The organism is Clostridium novyi NT (assembly GCF_000014125.1).
GTDB lineage: Bacteria > Bacillota > Clostridia > Clostridiales > Clostridiaceae > Clostridium_H > Clostridium_H novyi.
On record NC_008593.1, the window covers coordinates 1,310,673 to 1,327,271 of the forward strand.

The 16,599-nt window shown below is 28.5% G+C and carries 12 protein-coding genes and 1 pseudogene; 2 read left to right on the forward strand and 11 right to left on the reverse strand.

The features are described from left to right. Positions 1–84: 84 nt before the first annotated feature. Complete coding sequence (locus tag NT01CX_RS06105) at positions 85–1,365, forward strand: aminotransferase class I/II-fold pyridoxal phosphate-dependent enzyme (protein WP_011722183.1); 1,281 nt, start codon at positions 85–87, stop codon at positions 1,363–1,365. Between the two features lie 101 nt (positions 1,366–1,466). On the opposite strand, the gene lexA is transcribed toward NT01CX_RS06105, so the two are convergent. Next, complete coding sequence (lexA, locus tag NT01CX_RS06110; protein WP_011722184.1) at positions 1,467–2,081, reverse strand: transcriptional repressor LexA; 615 nt, start codon at positions 2,079–2,081, stop codon at positions 1,467–1,469. A 135-nt stretch (positions 2,082–2,216) separates the two neighbouring features. Here lexA and NT01CX_RS06115 point away from each other — a divergent pair, with 135 nt between their 5' ends. Next, positions 2,217–2,618 (forward strand): hypothetical protein, encoded by a 402-nt coding sequence (locus tag NT01CX_RS06115; RefSeq protein ID WP_011722185.1) that lies wholly within the window; start codon positions 2,217–2,219, stop codon positions 2,616–2,618. A 94-nt stretch (positions 2,619–2,712) separates the two neighbouring features. On the opposite strand, the gene NT01CX_RS06120 is transcribed toward NT01CX_RS06115, so the two are convergent. From NT01CX_RS06120 to recA, 10 genes and pseudogenes are all read right to left on the reverse strand, one after another. Then, the gene (locus tag NT01CX_RS06120; protein ID WP_011722186.1) at positions 2,713–3,537 is read right to left on the reverse strand and encodes a tyrosine-type recombinase/integrase; all 825 of its coding nucleotides are present in this window, start codon (positions 3,535–3,537) and stop codon (positions 2,713–2,715) included. Positions 3,538–4,279: 742 nt separating this feature from the next. Beyond that, on the reverse strand, positions 4,280–5,386 hold the full coding sequence (locus NT01CX_RS06125; protein ID WP_011722187.1) for an alanine/ornithine racemase family PLP-dependent enzyme: 1,107 nt from the start codon (positions 5,384–5,386) through the stop codon (positions 4,280–4,282). Between the two features lie 14 nt (positions 5,387–5,400). Beyond that, positions 5,401–6,819: an APC family permease gene (locus NT01CX_RS06130; protein ID WP_011722188.1), complete on the reverse strand. Its 1,419-nt coding sequence runs from the start codon at positions 6,817–6,819 to the stop codon at positions 5,401–5,403. Positions 6,820–6,867: 48 nt separating this feature from the next. Further along, positions 6,868–8,280, reverse strand: coding sequence for a diaminopimelate decarboxylase (lysA, locus tag NT01CX_RS06135; RefSeq protein ID WP_011722189.1), 1,413 nt, complete (start codon positions 8,278–8,280; stop codon positions 6,868–6,870). A gap of 96 nt (positions 8,281–8,376) precedes the next feature. Then, on the reverse strand, positions 8,377–10,098 hold the full coding sequence (locus NT01CX_RS06140; RefSeq protein ID WP_011722190.1) for a methyl-accepting chemotaxis protein: 1,722 nt from the start codon (positions 10,096–10,098) through the stop codon (positions 8,377–8,379). Between the two features lie 270 nt (positions 10,099–10,368). Next, on the reverse strand, positions 10,369–11,802 hold the full coding sequence (purB, locus tag NT01CX_RS06145; protein WP_011722191.1) for an adenylosuccinate lyase: 1,434 nt from the start codon (positions 11,800–11,802) through the stop codon (positions 10,369–10,371). A gap of 158 nt (positions 11,803–11,960) precedes the next feature. Beyond that, complete coding sequence (locus NT01CX_RS06150) at positions 11,961–12,215, reverse strand: HPr family phosphocarrier protein (protein ID WP_011722192.1); 255 nt, start codon at positions 12,213–12,215, stop codon at positions 11,961–11,963. An 85-nt stretch (positions 12,216–12,300) separates the two neighbouring features. Beyond that, positions 12,301–13,495, reverse strand: a pseudogene (locus NT01CX_RS06155) (pyridoxal phosphate-dependent aminotransferase). Between the two features lie 132 nt (positions 13,496–13,627). Further along, positions 13,628–15,142 carry a ribonuclease Y gene (rny, locus tag NT01CX_RS06160; RefSeq protein ID WP_011722195.1) on the reverse strand — a complete coding sequence of 505 codons (1,515 nt, stop codon included), beginning with the start codon at positions 15,140–15,142 and terminating at the stop codon, positions 13,628–13,630. Positions 15,143–15,431: 289 nt separating this feature from the next. After that, entirely contained in the window at positions 15,432–16,484 is a 1,053-nt protein-coding gene (gene recA / locus NT01CX_RS06165) for a recombinase RecA (protein WP_011722196.1), read from the reverse strand. Positions 16,485–16,599: the final 115 nt, after the last annotated feature.

The window sequence follows — 16,599 nt, forward strand, 5'->3', positions numbered from 1 at the left end:
TGCCTATTTTTTTTATATATGCTAATATATTTTTAGCGAAAATTTTAGAAAATATAGTTATTATAAAGCTTGGAGGATTTATCTATGCTAGAAAGCACAAAACAATTTTTAAAAAAATATAATATAAATGATAGAGTTTTAAAATTATATGAAACTGCTATGAATGATATACAAAATCAATTTAAAATTTTAGATGATATTAGAGAATTTAATCAACTTAAAGTTTTAAATGCATTTCAAGAAGAAAGAATAAGTGAAGCTCATTTTACAAATTCATCTGGTTACGGTTATGGAGATATTGGAAGAGATTCATTAGATGCAGTTTATGCAAGAGTATTTAATACAGAAAGTGCACTTGTAAGACCTCACTTTGTTAATGGTACCCATGCATTAGGCGCTGCTTTATTTGGTAATTTAAGACCAGGAAATACTATGTTATCTGTATGTGGAGAACCTTACGATACATTACATGATGTAATAGGTATTACTGAAAACTCAAATATGGGATCATTAAAGGAATTTGGCATAAACTATAAACAAGTAGACTTAAAAGAAGATGGAAAACCAAACCTAGAAGAAATAGAAAAAGTTCTTAAAGAAGATGAGTCTATAACTCTTGTACATATTCAAAGATCCACTGGTTATGGATGGAGAAGAGCTTTACTAATAGAAGATATTAAATCTATAGTAGACTGTGTAAAGAATATTAGAAAAGATATTATTTGCTTTGTAGACAATTGCTACGGCGAATTTATGGATACAAAAGAACCTACAGATGTAGGAGCTGATCTTATTGCAGGATCATTAATTAAAAATATTGGTGGTGGAATTGCTCCAACTGGAGGATATTTAGCTGGAACTAAAGATTGCATAGAAAAGACATCTTATAGATTAACTGTCCCTGGAATAGGAGGGGAGTGTGGTTCTACTTTCGGAGTTGTACGTTCTATGTATCAAGGATTATTCTTAGCACCTCATATATCAATGGAAGCTTTAAAAGGAGCAATATTATGTTCTAGAATTATGGAACTTGCAGGATTTGAAGTTATGCCAAAGTATGATGAAAAAAGAAGTGATATAATCCAATCTATAAAATTCAATGATAAAGATAAACTTATAGAGTTTTGTAAGGGAATTCAAACTGGTTCTCCAATAGATTCCTTTGTATCATGTGAGCCATGGGATATGCCAGGATACACTGATCAAGTTATAATGGCTGCTGGTGCATTTATTCAAGGTTCTTCAATAGAATTATCAGCTGATGCTCCAATTCGCGAACCTTATATTGCATATCTTCAAGGTGGATTAACATTCGATCATGCTAAAATAGGAATTTTAATAGCTTTAAGTAGAATTGTAAAATAGTAAAAATTATAAAACAGTAATAGTATTACTTAACAATAAAATAAAACTAGAGAAAAATGGTTTTTATATTTAAAATCGCTTTTCTCTAGTTTTTAATTAATTTAGTATCTTCTAAAAATCCCTGCAAGTTTTCCAACTATACTCACGCTATCGTCTTCTAATATTATAGGATCCATGTTTTTATTTTCAGGTTGTAGTCTTATATGTTTATCTTCTTTAAAAAAACGTTTTAAAGTAACTTCATTATCGATTAATGCAACGACTATTTCTCCGTTTTTAGCAGTATTAGTCTTTTCTATTATAGCTAAATCCCCATCTAATATACCTGCATCTATCATACTTTCACCTGATATTTTAAGCATGAATAAGTCCTTATTACTAGGTATAAAGTTTAAAGAAATAGGGAAGGTGTCTTCTATATTTTCTACTGCTAAAATAGGTGTTCCAGCAGTGACTTTTCCTAGTATAGGTATATTAACCATTTCTTTTGGAACTATAGGCTCTTTTAGTATTTCAATTGTTCTAGGTTTTGTTGAATCTCTTCTTATAAGACCTTTTTTCTCCAACTTAGATAAATGTCCATGTACAGATGAAGTAGAACTTAAACCTACGCCTTTGCATATTTCTCTTACAGAAGGTGGGTATCCTTTTTCAATTATTTGTTCTTTAATAAATTCATATATTTCTATCTGTTTATCTTCACTAGATCTACTCATTTTAAACACTCCTTATTCATATATTTTGAATTATATCATAAATTTCCACCGATATCAAACTAATGTTCTATGGCTATTGATTATGCATAAAAGTTTTGATATAATACTCTAATGATATAGAAAGAGGTGACGTTAATGGCTAAACTTTGCATATTAGAACTAAATAAGGAATGTAATGATTGTGGAGAGTGTAACAAATGTGATCTTAATCCTAATAAAAAGTGTAATAATTGTGGCAGATGCTTAGAATTGGAAGGGTATGATACAAAAGCTATTAATATAGAACAAATTTTCGAAGAAGATGATGATAATGATTATGATGAAGAAGAGTTAGAATTAACTAGGGAAACTTCTAACGATTCAAACATTGAAGAATTAGCAGAAATCAATAAAGATCTTACAGAATCAGAAATAAAAATGGAGTATATAGATGATATTGATGGTCTAAAAGAACTTATAGACGATGATACTAATACAAATAGCTTAATTAATGAAGTATTTCCAGGATTCATGGTTTTGGGTAAATCGAACAAATAACGAACACCTATGCAAAAAGGCATTTTTATTATAAAAACAGGGGGTTTAATATAATAAAAATGCCTTTTTCTTTATAAATAAATATTATTTTAGTTTACATATTATCTATTATATCAAGTAATTCTTCTTTAGTTTTTCTTGTGTATATTCTAGTAGTATTAATATTTTGATGACCTGCAATATCTGCAATAGTGCTAATATCAATACCTTTATCTGCTAAATTCTTACAATACAAATGCCTAAAGTTATGAGCGTGTGCCTTACTTTTGTTAACTCCAGCCAATGCTGCATATTCCTTAATTAAACTATCTACAGTTTTTCTATTTATAGGCCCTCTTTTACCCGTAAACAGAGCCGTTCCTTTTTTAATTCTAACATTCATATACGCTTCCCATATATCCTTTAGCTTATTTGGAACAAATACCTCTCTGTGTTTAGATCCTTTACCTAGGATAGTTATAGATTGCTTCTTTATGTCATATATAGTAAGCTGAAGCATCTCTGAAACCCTCATACCCGTATAATATAGGGTATATATTATGGCTCTGGCGCGTAGATCATCTTTTTTGTAGGTAGCATTAACTAGCGCTTTTACATCTTCATTGCTTAAAATATCATCTAGAAAGTTTTGCATTTGTACTTTTTCTTGTCTTATATCTACCGTTATATTATTAAATTTCAAAAATTGATTAATAGATACCAACTTTCTATTTATTGTTTTTATCTTTAAACCTCTATCATATATTAAATGATTTTTATACTCATCAATATCAGAGTTATTAATTTTATTTAGTTTCTTTTTGTTAACTTTTATGTACTCATTAAACTGATTAATATCCCTTATATAACTATCAATTGTTTTTCCGCTTTTTCTATTTTCAGCAAGGAATAGCGTAAATTTATATATATTATTATCCAAAGCGTAACACCACCTATAATTATGTATTATTTAAGGTCAAAAGACTTGTAACCCTTGATATTACTATATCACAGCACATTCCATTTTTCAAGACATAATATATCTTATGTCTTGAAAACAGAGTCAGAATAATTCAGAGTATTATTAGAAAACATGTAGTATTATAAAATGATTATATACCTATATAATGATTTTATATACCATCTCATCTATGGTATTATTTGAAACTGCTAAAATTATTTATCAACTATACAGCAAAAGATATATCGATAGTTTTAAACATCTTTATATTAATATATACTTGCATATTAATAACTAATAATAATTCTTATTTATATATTTACTTATTTATATGAAAATTCTCATCTTATTTTTATAAACTATAAGTTATTTTATAACTCCAATCTTAATTCTAATACATTTTATAATTTCAAAATTATTTACATGATATAATTCTGCATTTAATATATTTTAAAAATTATTTTTTTGCTATAAATCGTTTTATATTTTATTGAAATTTTTCAAAATTTATTAAATTATCAAATTTATAAAAATATCAGTATTTTTTAATTTTTATATATATAATTGAAAAATTATTTTTGTATTTTATTTTTTAATTTCCTAATTTTATTTCCTAAGCAAAAAGAGGTAGCAATTTCTTATAATTAATATATTATATATAAAAGTGGTTATATGTATTTAAAATTAAATATACATAACCACTTTTATAATTAAATATTTATTATTCTTCTATAAACTTCTTTTCTATTCCAGGCGAATTGCAAGCAGCCAAAAGTCCAGTATAATCTACTTCAAATGAAATTATATCACCTAATTTATAATTGTCACTGCTATCTTCTATGTCTATTATTGTATGATCACTTGTTTGACCTAATATTTTAAGATTACTGTCTACAGGATGAATATTCTCTTCCGGTATATCCTGTCTTCCAAAAGCCAGCAAAGCCCTTTTCCTATTTCCTCTATCTTCAAATTCTTTAGTTTTCAAAAATGCATCTACCCCCAATTCCCCCACCGGAACTGTAGGCTTAGTATTTAATTCTATAATTTCCCCTTTTAATATATATAAGTTAGATACATATTTATCTATACTCATTTCAGAATGATAATACTCATCCAAATATTTTCCTTCTACATATTCTATTCCAAACTGATGTAATCCACCTATACGAAGATGATTTATACCCTTAGGAAAAATCCCTTTATCAATCAAGTGATAACTTGTACAATTTCCACCTGACAAATATTTAAACTTAATATTTAATTTTTTCTCAAGTTCTCTTGCTAGTTCTACAAACATTTTTCCATTTTTAACAGTAGGAAGAGCTGTTCCATAACAATTAAAATTAGTTCCAAGTCCGTAGATTTCTATATTAGGCAATAACTTCACTTTATTTAATACTTCTTCTATTTCTCCTTTGTTTTCAAACCATATTCCCTCTCTTATATCACCAAAATCTATCATCAATAATACTTTATGAATTTTATTTTGAATAACAGCTTCTTTTGAAAGTTCTCTAATTATTTCTATTTCGGAATTTAATGATATATCTGCATATTTTACAACATCACCAATTTCACTTAAAGCAGGACTTCTTAATAAAGCTTTTTCACATTTAAGATTTTGAATTTTTTTTAAATTGTCAATTCTAGATTCAGCCACAACCTTTATACCACCATCTACTATGGCTTTAGCTGTTTCCACACTCCCATTAAAAACTTTATTTACTCCCATTACTTCTACACCAATTTTTTTTAAAGTTTCCACTTCTACTTTAGCATTATGTTTTAATTTGCTTATATTTATTTCTAATCTTGGATAGCTCATATATTCTACACCCCTTACTTATTTAGATTACATACTTTATCTTTTAACTTTGTTTTTCTTTTAGCTCTTAAATAAATAAAATCAGCTACCAAACAGGCTAGAATTCCGCCACCTGCTATTTTTAACTCATAGATTAATATACTTCCAGTATCTACTTGAGCCGGAGGAATAAACAGTAGAATAACCGCAAATAGAGTAGATAAAAAGCCTAGCACAGGTAATACAACTGGCAATACTTTACCCGGTATTTCAAAAGTTCTTTTTACATCTTTTCTTTTCTTTTTTAATATAACATAAGATATAAACATACATAGATATGGAACAAAGTACACCAATGTTGTTAATGCTGATAATGTCCAATAAGCAGCTTCAGCACTAGGTGATATAAAAGTAAATAAACAAAATATAGATACTATAGTAGATTCTATATATAGAGCTTTTCTAGGTGTTCCATTTTCATCTACCTTTCCCACTTCCTTACCCAACAAATTGTTATTAGCTGTAGCTACATTCAACATATATATAGGCCCTATTAACCATGAATTAATTTGAGCCAAAGCACCTACAGCTATAAATATAGCCATTAATGGTACCAACCAAGGTATATTTAAATTAATAGCAGCAGACTTAATAGCCTGCATTATACCTGCGACAATGTTTGAATCTTTATCTAAAAATAAAGCATTTAAAGATATAGTTCCTATTATATATATACCAACTATAATAATAGCTGAAAGAAAGATAGCTCTCGGAAAATCTTTTTGAGGATTTTTTGCATGTCCAGCAATCATAGGTGCAACTTCCATACCAGCAAAAGCAAACATCATAGAAGATAAGAACACTATATTGTTCCACTCTCCTAATTTAGGTATCCAATTATTGATATTTGAATAATTCGTTGCCATACCGTGCCCAGTTAAAACCCAATACATAGCCAGTAATATAAGTACGATGGACGGAATAAACACTCCAAAAATAGCACCTAAGTTATTTATCTTTTTAGTCCAATTCATACCTTTTACATTAACAAATGTAAGTAACCACATAATTATTATAGATGTTAAACCAATGAATACTTTATTTTGTCCAAGCGACTCACTAATAGCATATCCTATAGTAGTAGTCATAAATTGTAACGTAACAGGAAAATACACTACACAAGAACATAAATACAAAAATACATTTAACCAACCAATTCTTTCTCCCATAGCTTCTTTAATCCATATAAAAAAACCACCTTCTTCAGGCCAACCCGTAGACAATTCTCCACAAACCATAGCTAGTGGTACAAACATCCCTAAAGCTGCAAGAACCCAAAGTATTATAGATGATGCTCCATAAGGCGCTACATTAGGTATTTGTTTTATACTAAGAATAGCTGCTACATTAAGAAGTAAAATATCCTTTACTCCCAACTTCTTTGTCTGTTCCATTATTTTTTCCTCCAATTGTATAAATATATAGTTTACTTGTAATATAGATTAATATATATCACACTTTAGCATATCTTCATAAGAATCTTCTCTTCTTATAAGTTCATCTTTTCCTTCATTATTTATTAAAACTACTGCAGTTCTAGGTCTATTATTATACACAGTCTGGCTTTCTATTGTATATGCCCCTGCATCCAAGAATGCTAGAACATCACCAACTTCCGTATTATTTGGAAGTGCAAAAAACTCTCCTACCACACCTTGATGAAAATAATCTCCTCCATCACATAAAGGGCCAGCAACTTTAAATAAACTCTCATACTTTTCATTAGTCTTGCTTGCATTTAATAAATAAAAATACCAATCAAAATGTAAACTATCCGAAAGAATACTATACCCTGCATCTATAAATTTCCAATCAACTACATCTTGAATATTATTATTTTCATCATAATTAGTTTTAGTTTTTTCACAGCTTATTGAAGTAAGTAACACAGCCGCACTACTAACTATTTTTCGACCTGGTTCTATACAAATCTCTATATCTTTTCTCCACTTATGAACCTCACTTATTATAGCACTTGCAAAATCATATGAGTTTATGCCTCCATACAAATAGTCTTCTTGTGCATTTCCTCTTTCATACTTATAAGGCACAGGAATACCGCCACCAACATTTATTAAATCAAATTTGTAATTTAATACTCTTTCTAATCTAGCTGCCTCTTTAACCATAATTTCTGTAGCTTTTCTGAAAGGCTCTGATATTGGCACTTGATCGCCAACATGCATATGTAATCCTTTTAATCTTACATATTTCATATTAATTATTTTTTTACACATATTCTCTGCATCTTCTAAATCTATTCCTGACTTTGCATGAAAAGCCGTTACAAGCCCCGGATGCGTTGGAGAAGATACACTAGGCTCTATTCTTACACAAACATTAGCATTTTTTTGTAGTCTATTAGTTATTTCTTCAATAATATCAAGTTCAAAAAAGCTATCTACATTAATTGAGTACAAATCATTTTTTATAGCAAATTCCAATTCCTCTTTTTTCTTTACAACACCATTAAAAACTATTTGATCTCCTGTAAATCCTACATCTAAACACTTTCTAACCTCATATATAGAATTTGCTTCAACGCATATACCACTTTCTTTTACAATATTCAATATTTTCATCACAGAACAAGCTTTAGAAGCATAAAAAATCTTAGTATTAGCATGATTTTTAAAAGCATTTTTTATTTCATCTATATTTCTTAATATTTCTTTTTGTGAATATACATAAAAAGGCGTAGAATACTTTTTACCTAATTCATTTAGGTTAATTCCTTCAAACAGTAAGTTTTCGTCACTTTTAGAAAACCTTCTATCATTATCTAAAATGTATTCCTTGGTATTATTAAACAACAATAACCTTTCTTTAATAAACTGTTCATTTTGCAATTTCATATTATTCTCCCCCTAAAACATATAGTTAAAATTTGAATAAATATATCAGCTAATAAATCAAATGTTTTATTAGCTGAATCATTTTAAACACAAATATTAGATTTTAAACACTTTAATTTCTTCACTTAATTCATCAACTACATTATTTAATTCTTCTGTAAGTTCACTTACTTGTTGTATAGCTACTGTTTGTTCTTCTACAGCACTACTTATTTCTTCAGTTGATGCAGCTGTTTCTTCTGCAATAGCAGAACTATTTTCTATACATTCCAATAAATTATTTTTAGTATCATCTATAAACTCTATATCTTCATTTAGTGATTTAATTTGCAACACAACATCTCTTACCGAACTTTCCATTTCATCAAACACTTCTTTAGCTTCTTTTAAAGAAACATTAGCATTTTGTACTATATTTTGATTCTTCTCCATAGTTATATTTGTACAATTAATATCATCTATAACTTGATTTATTATTTTTTCTATTTCTTTAGTTGCATTCGAAGATTCTTCTGCAAGATTCTTAACTTCATCGGCAACAACAGCAAATCCTTTTCCGTGTTCTCCAGCCCTAGCAGCTTCTATAGATGCATTTAAAGCTAATAAATTCGTTTGATCCGCAATTGTTCTTATAGTTTCTATAATTGTTTTTATAGAATTAGATTTATCAACTAAATCTTTCATTCCTTCTTCTACAGTTTTTGTTATTTCTGTATTTTCATTTAATTTGATTTCTAAAGTTTTTATAGATTCCATTCCTTTTCCATTTTTATTTTTCATATTATTGGCATTCATTACAGCATTATTTAATTTTTTAGAAATATCATCTATTTTTTTTGAAAAATCACTAGCTCTTTCTACCCCTTCTGTTACATGCTCAGCTTCATTATTTGCCCCTTCTGCTATTTCCTGAATCTTCATAGATATTTCTTCACTGGATAATGTAATTTCATTAGAAGAATTAGCTATTACTTTAGATGTTTCAGATACTTTATCTATAATACTCCCCAATTTATTTATGAGTTTTTTATTATTGTTTACTAATATATAAAAGCTATCTGATAATAATTTAAGTTCTCCAAATACTTTCATCTTACTTTTTTCTACAGTTAAATCATGATTTGCAACACTATTAGATTTATTAGAAATATCAACTATAGGACTTGCTATACTTCTTGATATAATTATTCCAATAACACTAGTAATTACCATCAGAACAATACATACTATAATAATTTCTATTTTCATTTTTTTAAAAGAATCATATTCATCTTTAATATTATAATCAACACCTAACGCACCTATGACTTGTCCACTATTATCTTTTATTGGGTAGTAATTAGCTACCAAAACACCCCATTTAGATATTTCCATATTTCCTGATTGAATTTGACCAGTTTCATATAACTTGTTCAAGCTTTCATCTAAGCCTTCTGCTATATCTCCTATTTCAGATTTGTTTTCATCATTATCAGGCATACCATCTATAACATATATATATTTTCCATCTTTATTCTTTTTGATACCATATAGATATCTAGCCCCCACTAATCTTTTAGTAGCCTTAAAATATTGTCTCATTTTTTTATGACCATCTAATTCTTTATCTTCTTTTACCTGAAGCTTATTGAAGGTTTCTTTATCAATGTCTTCTATAACAACATTAGCTATTTTGTTTGCTCTCATAGCAAAGTTATCAAACAACAACTTATTACTTTTTGTATACATCATTAAAAACAATGTGACTACAGTAAAGAAAGTTATAAATATAAATAGTATGGTGATTCTAAAACTTAATTTGTCTTTGAGTTTAATCATTACAATAATATACCTCCTATAGAATATTTTAAAAATATTTTTAACTACATAATAGATAATACTATATATTTTAGTATTTTTCTACATATTTATATGTAAAATTTTCTATTACGGGTTTTTTCTATATTGTTTTCTATAGATTTCATAAAATATCGTTAACATTCTGTACGGAGTAAATATTCCTTAAAAATATTTAAAAGGAAGCATCCAAACTTATTTGAACACTTCCTCTTTTATACATATTTTTCTTATCTACATAAAATATAATTTTTATACATTTATACTAACATTAGCTCCAAGTAGTTGTTTGTTTTTTTCTAATATAGGTTTAACTACCTCATTTATAAAATCATCAACTTGACCTGATGCTCTACCAGTAAATTTAATAGGATCTATAATAGATAAAATTTCTTCACGATTCATATAGAAAGATCCATCATTTATTATTCTTTCTATAAGATCATTATCAAGACCTTCTTCCTTAACTCTCTTTGCAGCTTCCATTGAAAGTTCTCTTATTTTTTCATGAAGTTCTTGTCTATCCCCCCCTCTTTTTACAGCCTCCATTAATATATTTTCAGTAGCCATAAAAGGAAGTTCGCGCAACACATGTGATTCAATAACCTTTTTATATACAACCATATTTTCAGATATATTCATATATAAGTTTAATACTCCATCTAAAGCTAAGAAACTTTCTGCAACAGCTAATCTTTTATTAGCAGAATCATCTAGTGTTCTTTCAAACCATTGAGTTCCAGCAGTTATTGCAGGGTTTAATGATGTTGTTATAACAAATCTACTTAAAGCACTGATTCTTTCAGATCTCATAGGATTTCTTTTATAAGCCATAGCTGATGATCCTACTTGTTTCTTTTCGAAAGGTTCTTCCATTTCTTTCATGCTTTGAAGTATTCTCAAGTCATTACTGAACTTATATGCACTTTGAGCAACTTCTGATAAAGTATTAAGTACAATAGAATCTATCTTTCTTGAATATGTTTGACCAGTTACAGCATAAGTTTTATCAAAGCCCATTTTTTTAGCAACTAGTTTATCAAGCTTCTTAACTAATTCTTCATCATTATTAAACAATTCCATAAAACTTGCTTGAGTACCTGTTGTTCCTTTAACTCCTCTTAGTTTTAAATTATCTATAACAAATTCTAAGTTTTCTAAATCTAACAATAAATCTTGCATCCAAAGCGTAGCTCTCTTACCTACAGTAGTTAATTGAGCTGGTTGCAAGTGAGTAAATCCTAGAGTAGGAACTGCTTTATATTCATTTGCAAACTTCGCTAAGTTGCTTATAACATTTAAAACTTTCTTTTTAATAACTTCAAGAGCATTTTTCATAATTATTAAGTCTGTATTATCTCCAACAAAACAACTAGTTGCTCCTAAGTGAATAATCCCCTTAGCATTAGGGCATTGAAGTCCATATGCATATACATGACTCATTACATCATGTCTTATTTCCTTTTCCTTTTTTTGTGCATCTTCATAGTTTATATTGTCTATATTACTTTTTAATTCATTTATTTGTTCTTCGGAAATATTTAATCCTAATTCTTTTTCACATTCAGCTAATACAGTCCAAAGTTTTCTCCATGTTTTAAATTTCATATCTTCTGAAAATAAATATGACATTTCAGGAGATGCATACCTACTATTTAACGGTGTATTATAAGAATCTCTTTTCATTCTGGAACCTCCATACACATATATTTAAAATTATTATTCTTATTTCATTCATATTATAACATATATTCTCTAATTAAGTAAGTTTTTTATTCGTTTATTTGTCTTTTTTACTTATTTAAACTAAATTTATGCAATAAAAAAAGGCTTCAACCGCCTTTTTATAGTGATTCAATTAATTTTATCATTTCTTCAACTGCTAAAGTTTCATCGTCTCCTGATGCACTAATAGTTACTTTAGAATCTTTAGTAACTCCTAAAGATAATACTCCTATTAAGCTTTTTACATTAGCTTTTTTATCTCCATATTCTAAATATATATCAGACTTAAAAGAAGATGCTTTTTTAACTAATAATGTAGCTGGTCTCGCATGCAATCCTGTAGAGTTTTTAATTGTAGCTTCCTTTTTTATCATGTAAAATCACCTCTATATTTTTTATATTTTGTAATATCACTCTTATTATATCATTATATTAATATTTCTCAACTTTTTAATTTAATTACTTTAAATTATTCATGAAGCTTTCTATTCTATCTAATCCTTGCTTTATATTATCCATAGAATTAGCATATGATAATCTAATATATTCATCTAATCCAAATCCAATTCCAGGAACTACAGCAACATTCTTATCTTCTAATAATTCACTTGAAAAATCTATAGAATTTTTTATTTGTTTATCATTATTTTTCATTCCATAAAAATGTGATACTTTAAGCATTATATAAAATGCTCCATCAGCTTTTATACATGATACATTTTTCATAGAATCTATTTTAGAAATCATATATTCTTTTCTTTTTTCAAATTCAGCTACCATTTCCTTGATGCTATCTTGAGAACCTGTTAAAGCTTCAAGAGCAGCATATTGAGCTATAGAATTAGGATTTGATGTAGTATGACTTTGGACACTAGACATTAATTTTATAATTTCCTTGTCCCCTGCGGCATATCCTATTCTCCATCCCGTCATAGCATAAGCCTTCGAAACTCCATTTATAACAATTGTTCTTTTGAAAGAATCTTCACTTAAACTAGCTATACTTATATGTTTATTATCTCCATAAATAAGTTTTTCATATACTTCGTCAGATATAATAATAAGATTATGTTTTTTAGCAAATTCCGCTATTTTTTCTAACTCTTCCTTTGAATATATTGAACCAGTAGGATTATTAGGACTATTTAATATTAACGCTTTAGTTTTTGGTGTTACAAACTTTTCTAGTGATTCCAGAGTATATTTATAATTATCTTTAGCTCTATTTTCTACAAAAACCGGAACGCCATCACTCATTTTTATAAGTTCTGGATAGCTTACCCAATAAGGTATTGGAACCAAAACTTCATCTCCTGGATTTAAAATAGCTTTAAATGCATTGTCTAAGCACTGTTTTTGCACCAGTAGATACTATTATATTATCTATGTTATAGTTTAAATTATTATCTTTTTTAAACTTCTCTACAATAGCCTGTTTTAATTCAGGTATTCCTGAAGCTGCTGTGTATCTTGTTAGTCCACTTTGTATAGCTTTAATTGCAGCATCTTGTATATTTTTAGGAGTATTAAAGTCAGGTTCTCCAACGCCAAAACTTATAACATCCTTTCCTTCTTTCATCATTTCTTTAGCTTTAGCTGTTATAGCTAAAGTTACTGAAGGCGAAATTTCTTTAGCCTTTTTTGATAATATCATTATAATTTCCTCCATTTGCTTTGAATTTATAATATAAATTACTTTAATATTTTACTATTCTATAAAAAAAATAAAAACCCTTTTTATTTGTAATAATTTAATACAACAAAAGGGCCTTTATCTAATTATTTTTTATTTTGCATATTCTACTGCTCTAACTTCTCTTATAATATTAACTTTAATCTGTCCAGGATATTCTAATTCACTTTCTATCCTTTTAACAATATTTTTTGACATTTCAATACATCCATAATCATCAATATCCTCTGGTTTAACCATGATTCTAACTTCTCTTCCAGCTTGTATAGCATAAGATTTTTCTACACCTTCGTATGAATTTGCTATTTCTTCAAGTTTTTCTAATCTCTTGATATAAGCTTCCAGAGTTTCTCTTCTTGCACCAGGACGTGCTGCTGATATAGCATCTGCAGCTTGAACCAAGATAGCCTCAATTGATTCGTATTCAACATCTCCATGATGTGCAGCTATTGCATTAACAACTACAGAAGATTCATGATATTTTTTGGCCATTTCAGAACCTATAAGTGCATGAGGACCCTCTATTTCGTGGTCTACAGCTTTACCTATATCATGTAATAATCCACTTCTTTTAGCTAAAGTTGGATCCATACCTAATTCAGATGCCATAAGACCAGCTAAGTAAGCTACTTCCATAGAATGTTTTAAAACATTCTGTCCGTAACTTGTACGGTACTTAAGTCTTCCTAAAAGTTTCACTAACTCTTGATGTAAACCATGCACTCCTGTTTCAAAAGTAGCTTGTTCTCCTTCTTCTTTAATATCGTTTTCTACTTCTTGTTTTGCTTTTTCTACCATTTCTTCAATTCTAGCAGGATGAATTCTACCATCAATTATCAATTTTTCAAGGGCTATTCTTGCCACTTGTCTTCTAATAGGATCAAAACCAGATAAAATTACGGCTTCTGGAGTATCATCTATAATTAAATCAACACCAGTTAATGTTTCTAAGGCTCTTATATTCCTACCTTCTCTTCCTATAATTCTACCTTTCATCTCATCATTAGGTAAAGAAACCACATGAACAGTACTTTCAGCAACATGGTCGGCAGCACATCTTTGTATAGCTGTAGAAATTATTTCTTTAGCCTTTTTATCTGCTTCCTCTTTTGCCTTATTTTCCATCTCTTTAATCATTACTGCTAAATCATGTCTAATTTCTTTTTTTGTTTCTTCTAATAATAATTCTCTAGCTTCATCAGAAGATAAATTTGATAATTTTTCAAGTTCTTCTCTTTGCTTATCATAGAGCTCATCTATGCTAGCAGCCTTTTCATTGATATCCTGTTGCTTTTTATTTAAGACTTCTTCTTTATTTTCAATAGCCTCACTTTTTTTATCTAGCAACTCTTCTCTTTGAATAATTCTTCTTTCCAATCTTTGAATTTCATTACGTCTTTCTCTTGATTCTTTTTCAAAATCATTTCTAATCCTATGAACTTCCTCTTTTGCCTCTAAAATTGCTTCTTTTTTTATTGCTTCAGCATTTTTTTCACTATCTATTATGATCTTTTTAGACTTAGCTTCTGCTTCTGCAATTTTAGCTTGCGAAATATTTTTTCTAACATATATTATTACAAATATAGCAATTAAAATTGTAATAATCATTAACGGGTAAATATAAAACGGAATACCCAAAACAACACCTCCTTACTTTAGCTTTAATACAAATTTCAGCGTCATCGAAGTTTTAGAAAAGGTGTTATGTTTTCTTATATATTAATTATTTATGATATGTTAAACCAGTATTTGTATTCATTTTATATTATTTTTAAATTCATGTCAAGTTTATGCAAAAAATCCTAGAAACTTTGTATAAAAACTTTTTAATATACTATAAAGTGGTATATACTTCATAGCATTAAGCTATTTAATAAATACCACTATAATTTTTTATTTATTTTTCTTCTTTAGACTTTTCGTCTTTAGCACCTGTAACTTTTGAATCCGCTGTATTTCTTGTTTTTAAATTATGTTTTTCTCTTATTTTATTCTCTACTTCTAATAATATACTAGGATTTTCTCTTAGGAATTGTTTTACATTTTCTCTTCCTTGTCCTAATCTAGTATCATTATATGAGAACCAAGAACCACTTTTTTGAATTATTTCATTATCAACACCAACGTCTAACACATTTCCTTCAAAAGAAATTCCTGTACCGTACATTATATCGAATTCCGCTTGTTTAAATGGTGGTGCTACTTTGTTTTTAACTACTTTTACTCTAGTTCTGCTTCCTAAGAATTCATCACCTTGTTTTATTGTTTCTATTTTTCTTACATCTAATCTAACAGATGAATAGAATTTTAACGCTCTTCCTCCTGGTGTTGTTTCAGGATTTCCAAACATTATTCCAACTTTTTCTCTCAATTGATTTATGAATATAGTAGCACATTTTGATTTATTAATTGAACCTGTTAACTTTCTTAGAGCTTGAGACATAAGTCTTGCTTGAAGACCTACATGTGAGTCTCCCATTTCACCTTCAATTTCAGCTTTTGGAACTAAAGCTGCTACAGAGTCAACAACTATGACATCTATAGCACCAGATCTTACTAATGCTTCACATATTTCAAGAGCTTGTTCCCCGGTATCTGGTTGAGAAACTATTAAGTTATCTATATCTACTCCTAATGCTTTTGCATATACAGGGTCAAGGGCATGTTCTGCATCTATAAATGCTGCAGTTCCACCTGATTTTTGTGCTTCTGCGATTATATGAAGTGCTACAGTTGTTTTACCTGATGATTCAGGTCCGAATATTTCAATAATTCTTCCTCTAGGAATACCACCAATTCCTAGTGCTATATCTAAAGAAAGACTTCCAGTAGATATTGCCTCTACATTAAGAACATGTTCTTCTCCTAGCTTCATTACTGAACCTTTACCAAATTGTTTTTCTATTTGAGTTATAGCAGCTTGTAATGCTTTCATCTTTTCATTGTTCATATTAATCCCCTAAGGGCTCACTCTCCTCTCATTCCGAACGTTTGTTCTAATTGAATTATACCTTATTAATTTTTTATAGTCAAGTATATAATAATAAGTTCCTATACTATTAGTA